The sequence below is a fragment of the Sulfitobacter sp. 1A12056 genome (assembly GCF_043558125.1).
GTDB lineage: Bacteria > Pseudomonadota > Alphaproteobacteria > Rhodobacterales > Rhodobacteraceae > Sulfitobacter > Sulfitobacter faviae.
Map to the genome: position 1 here is coordinate 251,280 of NZ_JBIFFY010000001.1, position 19,980 is coordinate 271,259.

Consider the following 19,980-nt stretch of genomic DNA (forward strand, 5'->3'; position numbering starts at 1 on the left):
CGGCACAGGCGCGGCAGTTTTGCCTGCCCGCTAGGGCACAGAGGCATATGCACAAGAGCGACCACCACCTATCCCTTCACCGCCCCTATAACCGGAAGCATATCTTAATACCTTTCTGCGTAAGTCCCCAGAACCCGCTTCGTCGCTAGGCTGTGTCTTAAAAGGTTGTGAGCAAAGATATGCATTTTTACACTTATTTTCTCGGCACGTTCACGGCGCAGCACTTGCGCCGCCTTTCGGCCTTGGCAGGGCAGGGGCCTTGGCTTCGGATGATCGCGGCATCGTTTTGGACATTGTTCTTGCTGGCTTTGCTGACCAGAGCCGCCTTGGCGCAGCAGCTCATTCTCAATCCCGTCGCCGCGCCCACCGTGGTCGGGGCCGGCGTGGGGGAGCGGGCCTTGTGGCGCAACGCGGGCACGGTTGGCGGGGTGTCGGTCGATATCGTCGGTGAAATGGCCGTTGCCGGGCGGGATCATATTTTCGCCTCGGGCAATGGGCAAATCCAGATTACCTCGACCGGGCAAGACCCGCATTTCATGGATTTCTACCTCTATGAGGCAGGCACCCATAACATCACGACCAATACTGGCGGGGTGCCGGTGGTGGCGGATGTTTTCTTTCAGATTAATGACATCGACGGTCCGTTGAATGAGCAGGTCTATGTGAACGTCTGCGACGGCACGGTCGAATATGTCCGCATTGACCGCAGCGCGACGACCTATCGGGGCTATATCGAAGGGCCGGATGCAAACCTCGGGACAGAGGTGTTCTATCTTGCCGGGGACCGCAACTATAGCAACCAGCCGGTATCGGGGCTTGAAATCTTCTACCCGCAGACCTCGACCTTTCGCTTTGGTCGGACCGCCAACAGTGGCTTCCTCGTCCGGCTCGCCAATCCGACCTATGACGAAGCGCAGACCTATGACCTGCAATGCGGTGACTTCAAAGCACCCGTTTTGCAGGACGATCTGAAAGAACAGGTGCTGAGCGAGCCTGTGGTGGTCAACATCCTGTTCAACGACAGTCTCGCGACGGAAAACAACAATGCGCCGGCCAATAATTCGGGCCAGCCTAGCGAATATGCGAAACAGGCTGTCGATCTGATCCCCCCTGCTGGGGCGCAGAACATCGTGACCGATTCCGAGGGCCACCGGGTGGGTTTCGACATTCTGGGGGAGGGCACATGGAGCTATGACGACCTGACCGGGGAGCTGACCTTTACCCCCTTCGTCGCCTTCTTTGCCGCGCCGACGCCAATCAGCTACCGCTATCAATCGCCCATCATCCTGCCGAATGAGCCGCGGGCCTATTCCGCGCCCGCGCAGGTCTCGATCGATGTGGGCTCTGTCGGTCTGTTGAAACTGGCGCAATTGGTCGATACCAACCTCAACGGCTATGCCGATCCGGGTGAGACGATCGCCTATGTCTTTACCGCTGAGAACTTCGGCAACGTCGATCTGACCAATGTGCAGCTTGCCGAGACGCAGTTCAGCGGCAAAGGCGTGCCCCCGGTGATCACCTTTCAGGCCGCCACGTCGCTGTCGCCCGAAGGCACGCTGTTGGTCGGGGAGAAGGCCGTCTATACGGCGACCTACACGCTGGTGCCTGAGGATCTGGACACCACGATCAGCAACCAAGCGCAGGTCACGGCTGAGACACCGGGGGGGACAGCAGTCTCGGACCTGTCGGATTCCGAGAACCCCGGGGACGGGGATGGCGTGGCGTCGAACGGGCCGGGCGAAGGGCGTGATGATCCCACGACGATCTACGCAGGCTCCGGCCCCGACCGGGGGGATGCGCCGGTCACCTATGGCGATCCGCAGCACGCGGACACCGCGCAATATTGGATCGGCGCGCTCAACGGTGACGGCGATGGCTCGGCGCAGCATTCCGTCGATGGCACCGGCGATGACCTCGACGGTAAGGATGACGAAAGCGAAGAGAGCTTTCCCCAGCTCTATGGCGATCTGACCCGCACGGTGACCGTGGTGGTCAACGAACCCACCCCCGGCACCGGCTATCTGCAGGCTTTCGTCGATTTCGGCGGCGATGGCCTCTTCCTTGGCGATCAGGTTGCGACGGATATCCAAGACGGCGGGGCGCAAGACCTCGACGGGGTGGTGAATGGTGAGATTTCATTCCCCGTCAGCGTGCCGGTTACCGCCGTTCTGACCCCGACCTTCGTCCGGCTGCGCTGGTCTTCGACCGCGGGGCTCGATGCGATCACCCCCGCCCCGGATGGGGAGGTCGAAGACTATGGCATCACCATCAAGACACCGCCCGACGCCGACCGGGGCGATGCCCCGGCGAGCTATGGCGATCCGCAGCATATCATCGAAGGCCCGGGCGCACCTGAGGTCTATCTGGGCAGCACACCGCCGGATATCGATCTGCTGACGCAGAACTCCATCGGGGCCACGGGGGATGATACCGACGGGTCGGATGATGAGGACGGGGTGATCCTGCCGCAATTCTACCGTGGTGGTCTGGCCGAGATCACGGTGACAGTCAGCGATCTGATCGCCGCGCCGGGGTCGTCCTATCTGCAGGCCTTTATCGACTTCGATGGCGATGGCACCTTCAACCAAGCCGGGGAGCAGGTGGCGGTGAACCTGCAAGACGGCGGCCCGCAGGACAAGGACGGCCTCAGCAATGGTACGATCCTTTTCGAAGTGGCTGTGCCCGCGGGGGCTACGACACTGCCCACCTATGCCCGCTTTCGCTGGTCGACCGACAGCACCGGCCTTGTCACAGCCTTTGAGGGGGAGGTGGAGGACTATACGCTCACCATCTCAAGCGATCCGCCGCCGCTGGTCTGCGATGCTTCGCTCTATGCCATCATCGACAGCCCCTCAGCGCTGAGGCGTATGACCTTCCGCGATGGTGGGGGGAGCTATGCCACGACGGTTGAGACCTCGGGCAGCACCGGACAGAACCGCGACGGCGCCTGGGGCTATAACGCGCTGGACGGCTATATCTACGGCGTGGATGAGAACAGTCGGCGGCTCTACCGGATCGACGGGGCGGGCGACATCACGGATTTCGGCAGTATCCCCGGCGCGGGGGATGCGTTGAACGCGGGGGATATCCTGCCGAATGGGCGGCTGATCTACGAAGTGGATCTGAATACATGGCAGATCATCGATCTGAGCAATCCCGCCACGCCGATCGCCTTGGGCGAGATCAGCCTCTCCATCGGCGTCAATCCCGAAGACCTCGCCTTCAACCCCGTGGATGGCATCATGTACGGGATCGACAGAAACTCGGGCTTCCTGTTCCGCGCAGCGGTCAACAACGGCACCCCGGGGAGCGTGACACCCCAAGCGATCGGCCCTGCCGTCTATGCGGGCATGTTCGACGCGCTGTGGTTCGACCGTGACGGCAGGCTCTATGGCTATTCCAACACCACCAACAACCTCTTTGTCATCTCAACGGCGACAGGTGTGCCGCAACTGGTATCCGGCATTCCGGTCGATGAAGGCGGGCGCAGCGATGGCATCTCCTGCCGGGGGCCTGCGCCGATCCCACTGGGGGGCATCTCGGGCAACATCTATGAAGACGCGGATGCCTCGGACGTGAAAGACAATGGGGAGACCAATTTCGGCGCGGGCGTGGGCATTTCGGTCTATGCCGACAATGGCACCCCGGCCAATACCGCCGATGACATCTTTCTAGTAACCACGGATACCTTGGCCGATGGCACCTATGCGGTTGGGGAGTTGATGGTGAACACGACCTACCGTGTCGCATTGGACGAGGCGGACCCCGATCTGCCTTCGGGGCTGACCATTGGCACCTCCAACCCGCTGCTTGGTGTTCCTGTCTCCGGCAATAGCGTGACAAGTGACCAAGACTTTGGCTTCGATCCGGCTGGCAGTGACCTCGAACTCAGCAAAATCGCCGCCGCTACCGGGACGACGACGCCGATCACCAATGTATCGGAGGGGGATACCATCGATTGGATCATCACCATCACCAATGTCAGCGGCGGCTCGCCCTCGGGGGTCAAGGTGATCGACCAGATCCCAAGCGGTTTCGCCTATGTCTCGGACGATGCGCCCGCGACGGGGGATACCTATGACCCCGACACGGGCTTGTGGTTCGTGGATGAACTGCTCAGCGGAGAGAGCGAGACCCTGAGGATCACCACCACGGTGCTGGGCAGCGGTGATTTCACCAATCAGGCCGAGATCATCTATAGCTCTCTGCCCGATCCCGACAGCGATCCCAGCACGGGCCCGCTGACCGATGACCTGTTCGACCAACTGCCCGACGATGACGAAGCCTCCTATTCCGTGACCCTCGTCACCGGAGAGCGGATTTTGACGGGCCGTGTCTTCATCGACAATGGTGCAGATGGCGGCACCGCCCATGACGCTCTGCGCAATGGCAGCGAAGGGGGGGCATCCTCGGCGGTGTTGGAGATCCTCGACAGTGGCGGTGCAGTGCTGGCGACCCCCGGTCTCGCGACCGATGGCACTTGGAGCTATGGGCTTTCTGGCAGCTACAGCGGGCCGATCACGATCCGCGCGATCCCGGCGAATAACTACCGGGCGATCTCGGAAGCGACGACCGGCCTGCCCGATTTGGTTGACACCAACCCGCATGACGGTGAATTCACCTTCACGCCCGAGGCTTTTGGCAATCGCATGGGGCTGGATATTGGACTGCTGCAACTGCCCAGTCTGACCAACGACCGGACCACGACCGTCGCGCAGGGGCAGGTTGCGACCCTGCCGCATATCTATACCGCCACCTCAGACGGGCAGGTGACCTTCTCCTACGCCGGTGCCACCTCGACCCCCACCGGCGCGTTCAGCGCGGCCCTGTTCCAAGATATCGGCTGTGACGATAGCGTCGACGGGCCGATCACCGGCCCCATCGCCGTCACCACGGGGCAGACCATCTGTATCGTCTCACGGGTGTCAGCCGGTTCGGGCGCTGGGCAGGGCAGTACCTACGTCTATCAGGTGCTGGCGACCACGGCATTCGCCCGGACCACGGTGACCAGTTCGGCCAGCAATACAGATGAGGTCTCGGTCGGGGGGCGTTCGACCCAGATTGAACTGCGCAAAACGGTCGAGAATGAGACCCAAGGCACTGGGGAGGGCACCACCAACCTCGGCAGTGTGAACGATATCCTTCTTTACCGCATCTATCTGCAAAACAACGCGACCACGCAGGCGTCCAACGTCAAGATTTACGATAGAACCCCGCCCTATACGCAGCTGTCGGAGCCTATCGTCGATCCGCAACAGGTCTCGCCCAACCTCAGCTGTGATCTGGTGGTGCCGGCAAGCAATGTGGCCAGCTATGCCGGGACGATCGAGTGGAATTGCACGGGCCAGATGTTGCCGGGGGAGACCGGGGCCGTGCAATTCAGGGTCGGCATTCAATAGGTCGATAGTGCTTGTCGGAGTGGCGGTGCATTTTGATGCGCCGCCGACCGTTTTTTGGCGGATGATCAACATTGATGCGCATAGGAAAACGGCACCTAGGCAGGGCTGTCGATCTTGGCATGGGCGACCCCCGTCATACGCGCGCTATCGCTTGCCTTCCCCCGCGGAGCCTGCAAACGGTGAGGCAAGTTAAACAGATCCTTCCGCCCCCCGACAAAAGCCCTCAAGGACCGCCCATGACCAAGTTCTGCCTGACCGTGACCTGCCCCTCGCAACGCGGGATTGTCGCCGCCATCGCCAATTACATCGCCGAAACCGGCTGCAACATCACCGACAGCGCGCAGTTCGACGACACCGAAAACGGCCAGTTCTTCATGCGCATCAGCGCCGAGGCCGAAACCGGTGCCACGCTCGAAAGCCTGCGCGAAGGGTTCACAGCGGTCGCGGAACCCTTTGGCATGACCTATGAATTTCACGACCAAGACACCACGATGAAGGTCGTGGTCATGGTCTCGCGCTTTGGCCACTGCCTGAACGATCTGCTCTACCGTGTGCGCATCGGCGCGCTCCCGATTGAGATCGTCGCCGTGATCTCAAACCATATGGATTACCAAAAGGTCGTGGCGAACCACGACATTCCATTTCACTGCATCAAGGTGACGAAGGAGAACAAACCGCAGGCCGAAGCGCGGATCATGGAAGTGGTCGAGGAAACCGGCGCGGAGCTGATCGTGCTGGCGCGCTACATGCAGATCTTGTCTGACGCCATGTGCCAAAAGATGTCGGGGCGGATCATCAACATTCACCATTCCTTTCTGCCGTCCTTCAAGGGGGCGAACCCTTACAAGCAGGCCTATGAACGGGGCGTGAAATTGATCGGTGCCACCTCGCATTACGTCACCGCCGATCTGGACGAGGGGCCGATCATCGAACAGGACACCGTGCGCATTACCCATGCGCAAAGCGCATCGGATTATGTCTCGCTCGGTCGCGATGTGGAGGCGAGCGTCTTGGCGCGCGCGATTCACGCCCATGCCCACCACCGGGTCTTTCTGAATGGCAATAAAACCGTGGTCTTTCCCGCATCGCCCGGCAGTTACAGCTCCAAGCGGATGGGCTAGGGGCCACGGCCCCGCGTCTGCCGAATGCGGCGGGGGCGCGGGGCCATCGGGCGGCTTGGTCGCGCCTGTAGGCAGGCGTGCACTAGCACGCAACGGCAGCGGATCAGCGTATGATTTAAAGAGATAAGTGGTGCCCCCACACGGACTCGAACCGCGGACCTACTGATTACAAATCAGTTGCTCTACCAGCTGAGCTATAGGGGCACTGAGGGCTCATTTAGAGAAAGGAGCCGGGGGGTGCAAGAGGGGAAATGCGAGATTCTTTCGGATTTTACACGCGCGCCGGGACGGGCTATTCAACGCCGAGATTTTCAAGGGTAAGCAGAGTATCATGCAGCTCGTTTTGCACACAGGTGTCCATTTCACGGAAGACGAGCGGCTGCTGAAATGCCTGCTGCGCAATCAGGACGATTTCGCCAAGACGGGCGTCAAAGTGCCCGGCCCCAGCACCTATCGCAACCTGTTCCGTGACACGCTCAACGCGATGCATAAGGCGGAGCCGTCGGAGGTGGCGCGGGATGTTCTGCTGGACGCGATCCTCGATGATGGGACAGCCAGCCGGGTGATCCTGTCGGATGCGAATTTCTTCCGCTCCCCTGTCACGGCCCTGCAAGAAGGCGTGCTCTATCCCGCCGCCGCCGTGCGCATGCTGCGCATGGCACAGCTTTTCCCCGAAGATGAGATGCGCCTCTTTATGGCGATCCGCAATCCCGCCTCCCTCGTGCCGGTGCTTTACGAGAAAGCGGCGGATAAAACCTCGGCGGCGTTCTGGGGGCAACGGGGGCCGGAGGACCTGCGTTGGTCCGAGACGATCGGCCAACTGCGCGAGGCCGCGCCGGGGATTCCCATCACCCTGTGGTGCAATGAAGACGCGCCGCTTATCTGGGCGCAGATCATTCGCGAGATGGCGGGGCTGGCGCCCGAGACCAAGATCAAGGGCGGTTTCGATCTTTTGCAGACGATCATGTCGGAGGAGGGGATGAAGCGCTTTCGCGGCTATCTCGACACCCACCCCGATATGTCTGAGGCGCAGAAGCGCCGCGTGATCACCGCGTTCCTCGACAAATACGCGCTGGAGGAAGAGATCGAAGAAGAGCTCGATATGCCCGGCTGGACCGAGGAATTGGTCGAGCGGATGACGGCGATCTATGACGCGGATGTTGAGGTCATCCGCGCCATGCCGGACGTCACCCTGATCGCGCCTTAGGCCGCGGCCAGTTCGGTGATCACATCATAGGCCATGGCCACATCTTCGGCCGTGGCGGTGAAAGCACCTGCCTGAAAGCGGATCACGAATGCCCCGTCGATCCGGGTCTGAGTCAGGTAAATGCGCCCATCGTCGTTGATCCGGTTCAGCAGGTCTTGGTTATGGGCATCTAGATCTTCGGCACCGAGATGGCGGAAGGTGAAGAGCGAGAGCATCGGCTGGGTCACGATCTCGAACCCCTCCGTCGCGTCCAGCCGCGCGGCCAAGTCCTGCGCCCATGTCACATGGTTGCGGATCATCTCGCGTAGCCCCTCCAGCCCATGGGCGCGGATCAGGAACCACAGTTTGAGCGCGCGGAAACGGCGGCCCAGCGGCACGGACCATTCGGAATAGTTCACCACGCCATCGGCGCCATGGGTCTTCAGATACTCCGGCTGAATTGCCAAGGTGCGCACCAGATCGTCGGGATTGCGCAGGAAATGCGTGGTGCAGTCAAACTGCGCCCCCAGCCATTTATGCGGGTTCATCACCACCGAGTCGGCCCGTTCGACCCCGGCCCAAAGGGCGCGGAATTCAGGACAGATCATCGCCGATCCGGCCCAAGCGGCGTCGACATGGGTGTAGAGCCCTTCGGCCTCGGCCACATCCATCACGGCGGCAATGTCATCGCTGGCCCCTGCGCTGGTGCCCCCGGTGCAGGCGATGATGCCCGCAGGCAGATGCCCCGCCGCGCGGTCGGCGGCAATGACGGCGCGCAGGGCATCCGCGTCCATCGCACGGGTCGGGCCTTGGGTCGGAATACGGACAAGGTTCTCTTCGCCCAGCCCCGCGATCCAGATGGCCCGGTCGACCGAGGTATGCACCTCGTCCGAGCAATAGACCCGTAGGCGCGGCTGGCCCGACAGCCCCGCGCGGTTGCCCTGCCAATCAAGCGCGCGTTCGCGCATTGTCAGCACGGCGCAGAGCGTGGCGGAACTGGCGCTGTCTTGGATCACCCCGGTAAAGCCATCCGGCAAGCCGATCGCCTGACGCATCCAATCGCAAACGCGGGTCTCCAGCTCCGTCGCGGCCGGAGAGGTCTGCCACAGCATGCATTGCGCCGCGATGGCCGAGACGAAATATTCCGCCAGCACCGAGACCGGCGCGGCATTGGCGGGAAAATAGGCAAAGAAGCGGGGATGCTGCCAATGGGTCATGCCGGGCATGAGCGTCTGTTCGAAATCGTCGAAGATCGCCTGCATCGCCTCGGCCCCTTCGGGCGGGGCATCGGGCAGGACGGAAAGCACCGCGCCGGGGGCCACCTGCGCGCGCACCGGGCGGTTGCGCAGACCCGCGTGGTAATCGGCAGCCCAGTCGGCGGCGCGGCGGCCCCAAGCTCGGAAATCCTCCCAATTCATGCGCCGCTCCCTTGCTGTGGAATTCTGGTTGTCATCCGCATTTCCTGCCCCATGTTGTTGTATTGTCTCACTGTTGTTCCGCTGGGCTTGACCTCTTCAAGAATGTTGTCGCAGCGGCTATGGTGGTCGTCACGCCCTTTTGGGCGGTCTTTGACTTGGTAAGTAGCGATCAGGAAACCGTCAAGAATGGCCCCAATGCCCCCCCTGCGCCGCACTGCCCGCTCCCTTCCGATTGCGCTTTTGCGCGCGCGGGAAAGGGTGATGGGGCCGATCCGCGAGATCTTGAACGAAAGCGGCATCTCGGAACAGAAATTCCGCGTGCTGCGCGTGGTCGAGGAATCCGGCCCGATGGAGCAGACCGCACTGGCGCAGCAGGCCTGTCTGCTGCTGCCGAGCCTGACCCGCATGCTGCGCGCGATGGAGGAGGAGGGGCTGCTCAGCCGTGCCAGCGATCCCGATGACGGGCGCAAATCCATCGTCACCATCACCGATCAGGGCCGTCAGGTGATCCAAGACCACGCGGGTGATGCGGCGGCGCTGTTCTCTGACTTCGAGGCGCGTTTCGGCAAGCAGCGGATGGAAGACCTGCTCGATATGCTCGAAGATCTCGTCAATCTGGACATGCAGAAAAAGACCGACGGGCAAAAGAAAGACTGACGGGAAAGGTGTTGGCGGGCAGGGGGTTAGCCCCCTTGCGCCATCCGCCGTACCGCGCAGATCCCCGCCAGCGCCATGCGGCTGCCATCGGCCTCGGTCGCCAGTGCGCCCTGTTGCGACAGCGCCCGCAGATAAAGCGGTACAGCCCCGCCCGTGCCGATCACCGCCAGCGTTTGCCCCAGCCAATAGGCCCGCGCCGCCGCCAGTTCCGCCCCGATCAAAGTACCCGCCAGCCGCGCCTCTGCGGTGGGTGGCGGGATGTCTTGCAAGGCCAGTTCGGCCCGGATGGAAGCCAGCCGCCCCGCCATACGCTCAGGCCGCGACAGCCCATCGCTAAGCGCATCGTCAAAGGCCGTGTCGTCCAGCGCCGTGCCCTCGGCAGGGGTGCCATCGCCTAAGAGGGCCAGCAATTCCCCGGTCAGGAAGGTCTGAAAACTCACCACCTCGCCCGCGCTGATCTGCGCCCAGACCGACGTGGCTCCGGGCAGGCAGATCACCCCGTCCCAGTCTTTGTTGAGGCTCAGAAACCCCGCGATGCGCGTTTCGGCCCCTTGCAGCAGACCGCTGGGGGTCTGCTGGCGCAGGGGTGGGATGACCTGAAGGTCGAAGTTTTCGGTGGCGACAGCCGTTGTGCGTTCAGCCGTGGCGGAGCAGGGCACCATGCGCGGCGCGGCATAGGTCCTGCCTGCGGGCATGCCAGCGACGAAAACCAGCAGGCGAGGCAGCTGCCACGGCGCGGTCAGCTTAGCGAGCGCGGCGTCGAAGGCCGCGAGGCCGTCGGGTTCGGCAGTCTCGCTCTCGCTCGTGGCGCTCTCAAGCGCTGATCCGCCCTGCATGGCCCAGACCTGCAAACGCGCCTTGTGAACCTCTACCGCCAGCCAATCTGCATTGCTCAAACCCGTCATCGCGCTGCCCTCGTCGTGGAATGTCTCAACGGCATAGGCCCTATGGCCTGCGGGTTCAACGCGTCCGCTGCGCGCAGACAGACGAACCGCCGATTTGTTTCAAGCCTAAAATATTTATTCTTGAACGAAAAAGCGACTCGCCCTAGGCTCCCTTCCAAAGCGAACCAGAGGGGAATTTCGATGCGTGCAATCTGTCTTGGCGGCGGTCCTGCGGGGCTTTACTTCGCGATCTCTCTCAAGCTGCGCCAGCCCGAGGCCGATGTCACCGTGCTGGAGCGCAACCGGCCCGACGACACCTTCGGCTGGGGCGTCGTGCTCTCGGACGAGACGCTCGACAATCTGGAGGTCAACGACCCCGTCTCGGCCAAGGAAATCCGCAGCCACTTCGCCTATTGGGACGACATCGCGCTGCACCACAAGGGCAACACGATCCTCAGCTCCGGCCACGGTTTCTGCGGCATCGGGCGCAAGCGGCTGCTGCTCATTTTGCAGGAGCGGGCCCGCGAATTGGGTGTGAACCTGCAGTTCGAGACCGAGGTGAAGGCCGCATCGGAATACATGGACGACTACGATCTGGTTGTCGCCTCGGACGGTCTGAACTCCAAGACCCGAATGGAGTTCGAGGACACCTTCAAGCCCGACATCGACGTGCGCCGCTGCCCCTTCGTTTGGCTCGGCACGCATCAGAAATTCGACAACGCCTTCACCTTCATGTTTGAGAAGACCGACAAGGGCTGGATCTGGGTCCACGCCTACCAGTTCGACAAGGACACGGCGACTTTCATCGTCGAATGCAGCCAAGAGACCTTCGACGCCTACGGTTTCGGCGAGAAGTCGCAGGAAGAGACCATCGCGATCTGCGAGGAGATCTTCAAAGACCATCTTGACGGCCACAAGCTGATGACCAACGCCAGCCACATCCGCGGCTCGGCTTGGATCAAGTTCCCCCGCGTGCTTTGCGAAAAGTGGAGCCACGAGAACGTCGTGCTGCTGGGCGATGCCTCGGCCACGGCGCATTTCTCGATCGGCTCGGGCACGAAACTGGCGCTGGAATCGGCGATCTCGCTCGCGAAACACGTCACCGACGACGCCGATCTGCCCACCGCTTTCGAGAAATACGAGGAGGCCCGCCGCCTTGAGGTGCTGCGCCTGCAATCGGCGGCGCGCAACTCGGTCGAATGGTTCGAGGACGTGGAGCGTTACCTCGACCTCGATCCGGTGCAGTTGAACTACTCCATGCTGACCCGCAGCCAGCGGATCAGCCACGAGAACCTGCGCGAGCGGGATCCCAAGTGGCTGGAGGGAGCCGAAAAATGGTTCCTCGAACAGGCGGGCGCCGACACCAACGGCCCGATCCGCGCGCCCATGTTCGCGCCGTTTCAACTGCGCAACATGAAGCTCAACAACCGTATCGTCGTCTCGCCCATGGCGCAGTACAAGGCCGTGGACGGCTGCCCGACGGACTGGCATTTCGTGCATTACGCCGAACGGGCCAAGGGCGGGGCAGGGCTGGTCTATACCGAGATGACCTGCGTCTCCCCCGAGGGTCGGATCACGCCGGGATGCCCCGGCCTCTACGCGCCCGAGCACGAGGCGGCGTGGAAGCGGCTCACGGATTTCGTCCATGCCGAGACCGACGCCAAGATCTGCTGCCAGATCGGCCACTCAGGTCGCAAAGGCTCGACCCAGCTGGGCTGGGAGGAGATGGACGCGCCGCTGAAAGCGGGCAATTGGGAGATCATCTCGGCCTCGCCGATCCCGTGGTCGGAAAACAACGCCGTGCCGAAGGAAGCGACACGCGCGGATATGGACCAGATCCGCGACGAATTTGTTGAGGCTGCCCGCATGGCGGAGCGCGCCAATTTCGACATGATCGAACTGCACGCGGCCCACGGCTACCTGATCTCGTCGTTCATCTCGCCCCTGTCGAACCAGCGCGAAGATGAATACGGCGGCAGCCTTGAGAACCGCATGCGCTACCCGCTCGAAGTCTTCCGCGCCATGCGCGACGCATGGCCCGAGGAAAAGCCGATGGCGGTGCGCATCTCGGCCAATGACTGGGTTGAGGAAGACGGCGTCACGCCCGAAGAAGCGGTCGAGATCGCGCGCATGTTCAGTGAGGCCGGGGCCGACATCATCGACGTCTCGGCGGGCCAGACCTCGAAACAGGCCAAGCCGGTCTATGGCCGCATGTTCCAGACCCCCTTCAGCGACCGCATCCGCAACGACGGCGGGATCAAGACCATGGCCGTGGGCAATATCTACGAGGCCGACCACGTCAATTCGATCCTGATGGCGGGCCGCGCCGATCTCGTCTGCCTCGCCCGGCCGCACTTGGCCGATCCCTATTGGACCCTGCACGCCGCCGCCGCCATCGGCGACCGCCATGCCGACTGGCCGCTGCCCTACGGCCCCGGCCGCGATCAGGCATGGCGTCTGGCGGACCGCGCGGCGGAGATGGAGAAGGTATGAATCATATCGTCATCACCGGCGGCGGCACCGGCGTGGGCGCGGAGATTGCCCATGCGGTCGCCAAGAGCGGGGCGAAGGTCACCATCATGGGCCGCCGCGAAGCACCCTTGCGCGAACAGGGGCTGCCGTTTCAAAGCTGCGACGTGACCGATACAGATGCCGTGCAAGCGGCCTTCGCCGCCGCGCGTAAAGAGAACGGCCCCATCACCGGCGTCATCGCCAACGCCGGTGCAGCCCATTCCGCGCCTTTCCACAAGATCACCGCGCAAGACATGAGCGACATGATGGCGGTCAATGTCACCGGCGTCTTCAATGTCTGGCAGGCGGCACTAGCAGAGATGAAGGAGGCCGGGCAGGGGCGGCTGATCGCCGTGGCCTCCACCGCGGGCCTCAAGGGTTACCCATATGTCGCGGGCTATGTCGCGGCCAAACACGGTGTCGTCGGCCTCACCCGGGCGCTGGCACTGGAACTGGCGCGCACGGGCATTACCGTGAACGCGATCTGCCCCGGCTTTATCGACACGCCGCTGCTGGAGCGGTCGGTCGAGAACATCACCTCCACCACGGGCAAGAACGCCGAGGAGGCCCGCGCCCTGCTGAAACGCGCCAGCCCGCAGAACCGCTTCGTCGAAACTTCTGAGGTCGCCGGCGCCGTGCTCTATCTGCTCTCAGACGCCGCGGCTTCGGTCAACGGCCATGCGCTGTCGCTGTCGGGGGGCGAGGTATGAGCAACGCGGCCAAGGATCGCGTGCGCCTCTGGCTGCGGCTGCTGAAAGTGGTACGCGGGTTGGAACAGGAACTCCGCGACACACTTCGGCGCGAACATAACACCACGCTGCCACGTTTCGACGTGATGTCGGCCCTCTCGCGCCATCCGGAGGGGCTGAAGATGAGCCAGCTTTCCGGCGTGCTGCGGGTGTCCAACGGCAATGTCACTGGCATCGCCGACCGCCTCAGCGAAGAGGGGCTGGTGGAGCGCATCCCCGTGCCGGGCGACCGGCGCGCGATGATGCTGCGGCTGACGCCTGAGGGGGCGGCGCAATTCGCCCGCCAAGCGCAGGCGCATGAAGACTGGATCAACGAAAAACTGCGCGGAATCTCCTCCGAGGAAGCCCGCGCCATGGCGGCCCGCCTACAAGCCTTCGCCGCCCAAACGGAAGAAGAGGAAAAAGCCAATGCGTAGTGATGTGACGCATTTTCAATGCGAGATCAAAGACCGGATCGCCACCGTGCGGCTCGACCGGCCCGACCGCAAGAACCCGCTGACCTTCGACAGCTACGCCGAGCTGCGCGACTGGTTCCGCGATCTGGTCTATGCCGATGACGTCGACGTGGTGATCTTCGGCTCCAACGGGGGTAACTTTAGCTCCGGCGGGGATGTACACGATATCATTGGCCCTTTGACTAAGATGAATATGAAGGAGCTGCTGCAATTCACCCGCATGACCGGCGATCTGGTCAAGGCCATCGTGAACTGCGGCAAGCCGGTGATCGCCGCCGTCGACGGTGTCTGTGTCGGCGCGGGCGCGATCATCGCTATGGCCTCAGACCTGCGGCTGGCGACGGCGGAGGCCAAGACGGCCTTCCTCTTCACCCGCGTGGGCCTCGCGGGTTGCGACATGGGCGCCTGCGCGATCCTGCCGCGCATCATCGGCCAGACGCGGGCCGCGGAACTGCTCTACACAGGCCGCTCGATGTCGGCAGAAGAGGGCGAACGCTGGGGCTTCTACAACCGTCTGGTGACGGGCGAGACGCTGGAAGAGGAGGCCATGGCAATGGCCAAGAAAATCCAGGGCGGCCCCAATTTCGCGCATATGATGACCAAGACGATGCTGGCCCAAGAATGGGCCATGTCGATCGAACAGGCGATTGAGGCCGAGGCGCAGGCGCAGGCGATCTGCATGCAAACGGGTGATTTCGAGCGCGCCTACAACGCCTTCGTCGCCAAGGAGCGCCCGGTCTTCGAAGGGGATTGAGCCGAATACGAAAGCCAAAAGATAACACGTGGGGAGGCGTAACCATGGCTGACACAAGTTTTCTCGACTGGCCCTTTTTCGAGCCGCGCCACAAGGAACTGGCGCTGAAGCTCGACGACTGGGCCAAGCGCGAACTGAAAAACGTGGATCACGGCGACACAGACGGGGCTTGCCGCGATCTGGTGACGATGATGGGGCAGGACGGCTGGCTGCGCCACAGCGGTGCGGAAGGCGGCGAGGTACTCGACGTTCGCACCCTCTGCCTGATCCGCGAAACACTGGCCCGCCACGACGGGCTGGCGGATTTCTCCTTTGCGATGCAGGGACTTGGCACCGGGGCAATCTCGCTCTTCGGGACCGATGAGCAGAAGGCCGAATGGCTGCCTAAGACCCGCTCGGGACAGGCGATTTCGGCCTTCGCGCTGACCGAACCGCAATCGGGCTCGGACGTGGCCAATTCCACCATGACGGCCAAGGCGGAGGGCAATGGCTACGTCCTTGACGGGCGCAAGACGTGGATCTCCAACGGCGGCATCGCGGATGTCTACACCGTTTTTGCCCGCACCGGGGAGGCGCCGGGCGCCAAGGGGCTTTCGGCCTTCATCGTGCCCGCCGACACGCCGGGGCTGAAGGTCGAGGAACGGCTCGAGGTCATGGCCCCGCACCCGCTGGCGACGCTGCATTTCGACGGCGTGAAACTGCCCGGCTCGGCGCTTCTGGGCGAGGCGGGACGCGGCTTCGCCATCGCCATGTCGGTACTCGACGTCTTCCGTTCCACCGTGGCCGCCGCCGCCCTTGGCTTTGCCCGCCGCGCGTTGGATGAGGCGCTCACCCGCGTGACCAGCCGTCAGGTGCAGGGCGCGCCCTTGAGTGAGTTGCAGATGGTGCAGGGCCATATCGCGGACATGGCGCTCGACGTCGATGCCGCGGCGCTGCTGGTCTACCGCGCTGCATGGACCAAGGACAGCGGCGCACCGCGCGTCACCCGCGAGGCCGCGATGGCGAAGCTCTTTGCCACCGATCAGGCGCAAGAGGTCATCGACAAGGCCGTTCAATTGCACGGCGGCGATGGTGTGCGTAATGGCGAGGCAGTCGAGCGACTTTACCGTGAAATCAGGGCCTTGCGCATTTACGAGGGCGCGTCGGACGTGCAACGTGTTGTCATCGCGCGACAGACTTTGGGAGCCATGTCATGAAGCTGCATCCGACCGGACATGAAGATACATTCGCCCGCGACAACCTGCCGCCTTTCGACCAGTGGCCGGACCTGTTGCTGGAGCGTTTCGACTATCCCGAACTCCTGAACGTCGGCGTAGAACTCACTGATAAAATGGTGGAAAGAGGGTTCGGCGACCATACCGCGCTGATCGGCAACGGGCGGCGGCGGACCTATAAGGAGTTGTCGGACTGGACCAACCGTCTGGCCGCGGCGCTGGTTGAGGACTTGGGCGTGAAGCCGGGCAACCGGGTTCTGATCCGTTCGGCCAACAACCCCGCCATGGTGGCCTGCTGGCTGGCGGCGACCAAGGCAGGTGCGGTGGTCGTGAACACCATGCCGATGCTGCGCGCGGGCGAGCTTTCGGCCATCGTCGACAAGGCCGAAATCACCCATGCGCTTTGCGACACGCGGCTGATGGATGAGATGACGGCCTGTGCCGAGACCTCGAAGTTCCTCAAGACCGTCGCGGGCTTCGACGGTACCAGCAACCACGATGCCGAGCTGGACCGTCTGGCGCTGGAAAAGCCGGTTCATTTTGAGGCGGTGGACACCGCGCAGGATGATGTGGCGCTGCTCGGGTTTACATCAGGAACCACCGGTAACCCCAAGGCCACAATGCATTTTCATCGCGATCTTCTGATCATCGCGGACGGCTATGCGCGCGAGGTGCTCAGCGTCACCCCCGAGGACGTCTTTGTGGGCTCGCCACCCTTGGCCTTCACCTTTGGACTTGGCGGCCTTGCCGTCTTCCCGCTGCGCTTCGGTGCCGCGGCGACGCTTTTGGAAACCGCCAGCCCGCCCAACATGATCGAGATCATCGAGAAGTACAAAGCCACCGTCTGTTTCACCGCGCCGACCGCCTACCGCGCCATGCTGCAGGCGATGGAGGAGGGCGCGGACCTCAGCAGCCTGCGCGCCGCCGTATCCGCCGGAGAAACGCTGCCCGCGCCAGTCTACCACGAATGGCAGGAAAAAACCGGCAAGCCCATGCTCGACGGGATCGGGGCGACGGAGATGCTGCATATCTTCATCTCCAACCGCTTCGACGATCACCGCGCGGCCTGTACCGGCAAGCCGGTGACGGGCTACGAGGCGAAGGTGATCGACGCGGAGGGCAAGGAGGTGCCGCGCGGAGAGGTGGGGCGTCTTGCGGTGCGCGGGCCGATCGGTTGCCGCTATCTGGGCGACAAGCGGCAGGCCGATTACGTCAAGGACGGCTGGAACATCACCGGCGACAGCTTCATCATGGACGAAGACGGCTACCTGCATTTCGCCGCCCGCAACGACGACATGATCATCAGTTCGGGCTACAATATCGCTGGGCCGGAGGTCGAAGCCGCACTTCTGAGTCACCCTTGGGTCAGCGAATGCGGCGTGGTCGCCGCCCCCGACGAAGCCCGCGGCTCCATCGTGCAGGCGCATGTGGTTCTGGTCGAGGGTGCGCCAGAAGATGCTAACACCATCAAGACCTTGCAGGACCATGTTAAAGCGACGATCGCGCCTTACAAATACCCACGCGACATCCGTTTCATCAAGGAACTGCCCAAGACCGCGACCGGCAAGATTCAGCGCTTCGCGTTGAGAGAGGACAAATGAGCACTTTCGACGAAGCCTCCCGTGGCGCCAAGATGGATTTCGCCAAGGACAAGTCCTATGGCGACTACCTCGGGCTGGACCAGATCCTGACCACCGAGAACCCGCTCGACATGGCGCATGACGGGCTGCTGTTCATCATCCAGCACCAGACGTCCGAGCTTTGGATGAAGCTTGCCATCCACGAGCTGACGGCCTGTCGGCAGGCCCTGCAGGTTGGTGATTTGCGCCCCAGTTTCAAGATGTTGACCCGCGTGGCACGGATCTTTGAACAGCTTAACTCCGCCTGGGATGTGCTGCGCACCATGACGCCCAGCGAATACACGCAGTTCCGCCCCTACCTTGGCGCGTCCTCGGGCTTCCAGTCCTATCAGTATCGCTTGATCGAATATCTTCTGGGCAACCGCATCGCCGCGCTGACCAAGCTGCACGAACATACGCCCGAGCCGCACGCGGCGCTTGTGGCGGAGATGCAGCAGCCGAGCCTTTATCAGGTGGCGGTGGATCTGCTTTGTGACCGGATGGGGGTGCCCTCGCTCGCCGGCCAGCCCGAACCGCGCGCGTGGGAGGCCAAGCAAGAGGTGCAAGTTCTCTGGCAAAAGGTTTATGAAGACCCGGCAACCCATTGGGAACTCTACGAATTGGCCGAGAAATTCGTCGATCTCGAGGATTACTTCCGCCGCTGGCGGTTCAACCACGTCACCACCGTGGAACGCATCATTGGATTCAAGCGCGGCACGGGCGGCACCACGGGTGTGACGTATCTGCGCAAAATGCTCGAGGTGGAGCTCTTCCCCGAGCTTTGGCACGTGAGAGGAGCACTGTAAGTGTCTGTTTTGAAAAAAGATCAGTTTGTCCTGCCCGAGGGCGTCATCTACCTCGACGGCAACTCCCTGGGGCCGCTGCCGAAGGCCGCCGCGGCGCGGGTCCAGGAAATGATCACGGACGAATGGGGCGAGATGCTGATCCGCGGCTGGAACAAGGCCGCTTGGATGGAACAGCCCGCCCGCGTCGGCAATATGGTGGCCGGGATCGTCGGCGCGCCCGAGGGTTCGGTTGTCATGGGCGACACGCTCTCGATCAAGGTGTTTCAGGCGCTGGCCTCGGCGCTGAAGCTGCGGCCCGGGCGCAAGGTGATCCTGTCGGACAACGGCAACTTCCCGTCGGACCTCTACATGGCCGAGGGGCTGGTGGGGCTGTTGGAGCAGGGCTATGAGCTGCGCACCGTGGCGCCCGAGGAGGTGACGGAGGCCATTGGCGAGGATATCGCCGCCGTGATGCTCACGGAGGTCGATTACCGCACCGGGCGCAAACACGACATGAAGGCGATCACCGAACTGGCCCATGCCAATGGCGCGGTGATGATCTGGGATCTGGCGCATTCCGCGGGGGCGCTGCCGGTGGATTTGGCGAGTAGCAATTGCGAATTCGCCGTGGGCTGCACCTACAAGTACCTCAATGGCGGGCCGGGCGCACCGGGCTTCATCTACGTCCGCCCCGATCTGGCAGACGCGGTGCAGCCGGCGCTCGCGGGCTGGCTGGGCCACCGCCAGCCCTTTGCCTTTGAACAGAATTACCAGCCCGGGCAGGGGATCGAGCGGATGCGCGTCGGCACGCCGCCGGTCATTCAGCTCACGGCGCTGGAAGTGGCAATGGAGCTTTGGGCCGATGTCGACATGCAGGCACTGCGCGAGGCCTCGGTGGCGTTGCAGGAGCAGTTCATCGAAGAGATCGAGCGCGACGTGCCGCAGCTGACGCTGGCGAGCCCGCGCAACAGCGCCGAACGGGGCAGTCAGGTCTCCTTCCGGTTCGAGGAAGGCTATGCCGCGATGCAGGCGGTGATCGACCGCGGCGTGATTGGCGACTTCCGCGCGCCCGACATCATGCGCTTCGGCTTCACGCCACTTTATCTGGACGCCGAGGATGTCTTCAAGGCGGTCGCGATCATCCGCGACGTGATGGAGAACCGCCTCTGGGACAACGAAAAATACAAGACCCGCGCGCGGGTGACCTGACAGTATCAGGCGCAGGCGC

Annotated in this window: 14 protein-coding genes and 1 tRNA gene; 12 read left to right on the top strand and 3 right to left on the bottom strand. The window is 62.9% G+C overall.

From position 1 onward, the window contains the following. The first annotated feature begins 179 nt into the window (after positions 1-179). A complete protein-coding gene (locus ACGYLD_RS01220; RefSeq protein WP_394400716.1) occupies positions 180-5,399 on the top strand; it encodes a GEVED domain-containing protein in 5,220 nt (1,739 codons plus the stop codon). 236 nt (positions 5,400-5,635) lie between these two features. Next, entirely contained in the window at positions 5,636-6,520 is an 885-nt protein-coding gene (purU, locus tag ACGYLD_RS01225; RefSeq protein ID WP_394400719.1) for a formyltetrahydrofolate deformylase, read from the top strand. Between the two features lie 128 nt (positions 6,521-6,648). Here purU and ACGYLD_RS01230 read toward each other — a convergent pair. Beyond that, positions 6,649-6,724 (bottom strand) — tRNA-Thr (locus ACGYLD_RS01230). Between the two features lie 127 nt (positions 6,725-6,851). Here ACGYLD_RS01230 and ACGYLD_RS01235 point away from each other — a divergent pair. Continuing rightward, on the top strand, positions 6,852-7,727 hold the full coding sequence (locus ACGYLD_RS01235; protein WP_394400722.1) for a hypothetical protein: 876 nt from the start codon (positions 6,852-6,854) through the stop codon (positions 7,725-7,727). On the opposite strand, the gene ACGYLD_RS01240 is transcribed toward ACGYLD_RS01235, so the two are convergent. After that, entirely contained in the window at positions 7,724-9,124 is a 1,401-nt protein-coding gene (locus ACGYLD_RS01240; protein WP_394400725.1) for a pyridoxal phosphate-dependent decarboxylase family protein, read from the bottom strand. The two genes, ACGYLD_RS01235 and ACGYLD_RS01240, sit on opposite strands and share 4 nt — an antisense overlap. A 186-nt stretch (positions 9,125-9,310) precedes the next feature. Between ACGYLD_RS01240 and hpaR the strand changes: the two genes are divergently transcribed. Next, positions 9,311-9,781 (top strand): homoprotocatechuate degradation operon regulator HpaR, encoded by a 471-nt coding sequence (gene hpaR, locus ACGYLD_RS01245; RefSeq protein ID WP_331710992.1) that lies wholly within the window; start codon positions 9,311-9,313, stop codon positions 9,779-9,781. A gap of 26 nt (positions 9,782-9,807) precedes the next feature. Here the strand turns inward: hpaR and ACGYLD_RS01250 are convergent, their stop codons facing one another. Beyond that, positions 9,808-10,686 (bottom strand): 2-dehydro-3-deoxygalactonokinase, encoded by an 879-nt coding sequence (locus ACGYLD_RS01250; RefSeq protein ID WP_271691582.1) that lies wholly within the window; start codon positions 10,684-10,686, stop codon positions 9,808-9,810. Between the two features lie 180 nt (positions 10,687-10,866). Between ACGYLD_RS01250 and ACGYLD_RS01255 the strand changes: the two genes are divergently transcribed. Genes ACGYLD_RS01255 through kynU form a run of 8 tightly spaced genes read left to right on the top strand, consistent with a single transcriptional unit; the run spans position 10,867 to position 19,961 of the window. Continuing rightward, entirely contained in the window at positions 10,867-13,158 is a 2,292-nt protein-coding gene (locus tag ACGYLD_RS01255; protein WP_271691581.1) for a bifunctional salicylyl-CoA 5-hydroxylase/oxidoreductase, read from the top strand. After that, positions 13,155-13,886: an SDR family NAD(P)-dependent oxidoreductase gene (locus ACGYLD_RS01260; protein ID WP_271691580.1), complete on the top strand. Its 732-nt coding sequence runs from the start codon at positions 13,155-13,157 to the stop codon at positions 13,884-13,886. The genes ACGYLD_RS01255 and ACGYLD_RS01260 overlap by 4 nt, the downstream gene beginning before the upstream one ends. After that, positions 13,883-14,341: a MarR family winged helix-turn-helix transcriptional regulator gene (locus tag ACGYLD_RS01265; protein ID WP_271691578.1), complete on the top strand. Its 459-nt coding sequence runs from the start codon at positions 13,883-13,885 to the stop codon at positions 14,339-14,341. The genes ACGYLD_RS01260 and ACGYLD_RS01265 overlap by 4 nt, the downstream gene beginning before the upstream one ends. Continuing rightward, a complete protein-coding gene (locus ACGYLD_RS01270) occupies positions 14,334-15,134 on the top strand; it encodes an enoyl-CoA hydratase family protein (protein WP_271691577.1) in 801 nt (266 codons plus the stop codon). The genes ACGYLD_RS01265 and ACGYLD_RS01270 overlap by 8 nt, the downstream gene beginning before the upstream one ends. 44 nt (positions 15,135-15,178) lie before the next feature. After that, a complete protein-coding gene (locus ACGYLD_RS01275) occupies positions 15,179-16,330 on the top strand; it encodes an acyl-CoA dehydrogenase family protein (protein WP_271691574.1) in 1,152 nt (383 codons plus the stop codon). Continuing rightward, positions 16,327-17,949 (top strand): AMP-binding protein, encoded by a 1,623-nt coding sequence (locus tag ACGYLD_RS01280; protein WP_276153903.1) that lies wholly within the window; start codon positions 16,327-16,329, stop codon positions 17,947-17,949. Before ACGYLD_RS01275 ends, ACGYLD_RS01280 begins: the two co-directional genes overlap by 4 nt. Then, on the top strand, positions 17,946-18,773 hold the full coding sequence (locus ACGYLD_RS01285) for a tryptophan 2,3-dioxygenase (RefSeq protein ID WP_271691572.1): 828 nt from the start codon (positions 17,946-17,948) through the stop codon (positions 18,771-18,773). Before ACGYLD_RS01280 ends, ACGYLD_RS01285 begins: the two co-directional genes overlap by 4 nt. After that, positions 18,774-19,961: a kynureninase gene (gene kynU / locus ACGYLD_RS01290; protein ID WP_394400731.1), complete on the top strand. Its 1,188-nt coding sequence runs from the start codon at positions 18,774-18,776 to the stop codon at positions 19,959-19,961. Positions 19,962-19,980 lie beyond the last annotated feature (19 nt).

Bases quoted from the DNA above. Each gene is read 5' to 3' on its own strand.
- ACGYLD_RS01220 (WP_394400716.1), top strand. From the start codon at position 180: ATGCATTTTTACACTTATTTTCTCGGCACGTTCACGGCGCAGCACTTG.
- purU (WP_394400719.1), top strand. From the start codon at position 5,636: ATGACCAAGTTCTGCCTGACCGTGACCTGCCCCTCGCAACGCGGGATT.
- ACGYLD_RS01235 (WP_394400722.1), top strand. From the start codon at position 6,852: ATGCAGCTCGTTTTGCACACAGGTGTCCATTTCACGGAAGACGAGCGG.
- ACGYLD_RS01240 (WP_394400725.1), bottom strand. From the start codon at position 9,124: ATGAATTGGGAGGATTTCCGAGCTTGGGGCCGCCGCGCCGCCGACTGG.
- hpaR (WP_331710992.1), top strand. From the start codon at position 9,311: ATGGCCCCAATGCCCCCCCTGCGCCGCACTGCCCGCTCCCTTCCGATT.
- ACGYLD_RS01250 (WP_271691582.1), bottom strand. From the start codon at position 10,686: ATGACGGGTTTGAGCAATGCAGATTGGCTGGCGGTAGAGGTTCACAAG.
- ACGYLD_RS01255 (WP_271691581.1), top strand. From the start codon at position 10,867: ATGCGTGCAATCTGTCTTGGCGGCGGTCCTGCGGGGCTTTACTTCGCG.
- ACGYLD_RS01260 (WP_271691580.1), top strand. From the start codon at position 13,155: ATGAATCATATCGTCATCACCGGCGGCGGCACCGGCGTGGGCGCGGAG.
- ACGYLD_RS01265 (WP_271691578.1), top strand. From the start codon at position 13,883: ATGAGCAACGCGGCCAAGGATCGCGTGCGCCTCTGGCTGCGGCTGCTG.
- ACGYLD_RS01270 (WP_271691577.1), top strand. From the start codon at position 14,334: ATGCGTAGTGATGTGACGCATTTTCAATGCGAGATCAAAGACCGGATC.
- ACGYLD_RS01275 (WP_271691574.1), top strand. From the start codon at position 15,179: ATGGCTGACACAAGTTTTCTCGACTGGCCCTTTTTCGAGCCGCGCCAC.
- ACGYLD_RS01280 (WP_276153903.1), top strand. From the start codon at position 16,327: ATGAAGCTGCATCCGACCGGACATGAAGATACATTCGCCCGCGACAAC.
- ACGYLD_RS01285 (WP_271691572.1), top strand. From the start codon at position 17,946: ATGAGCACTTTCGACGAAGCCTCCCGTGGCGCCAAGATGGATTTCGCC.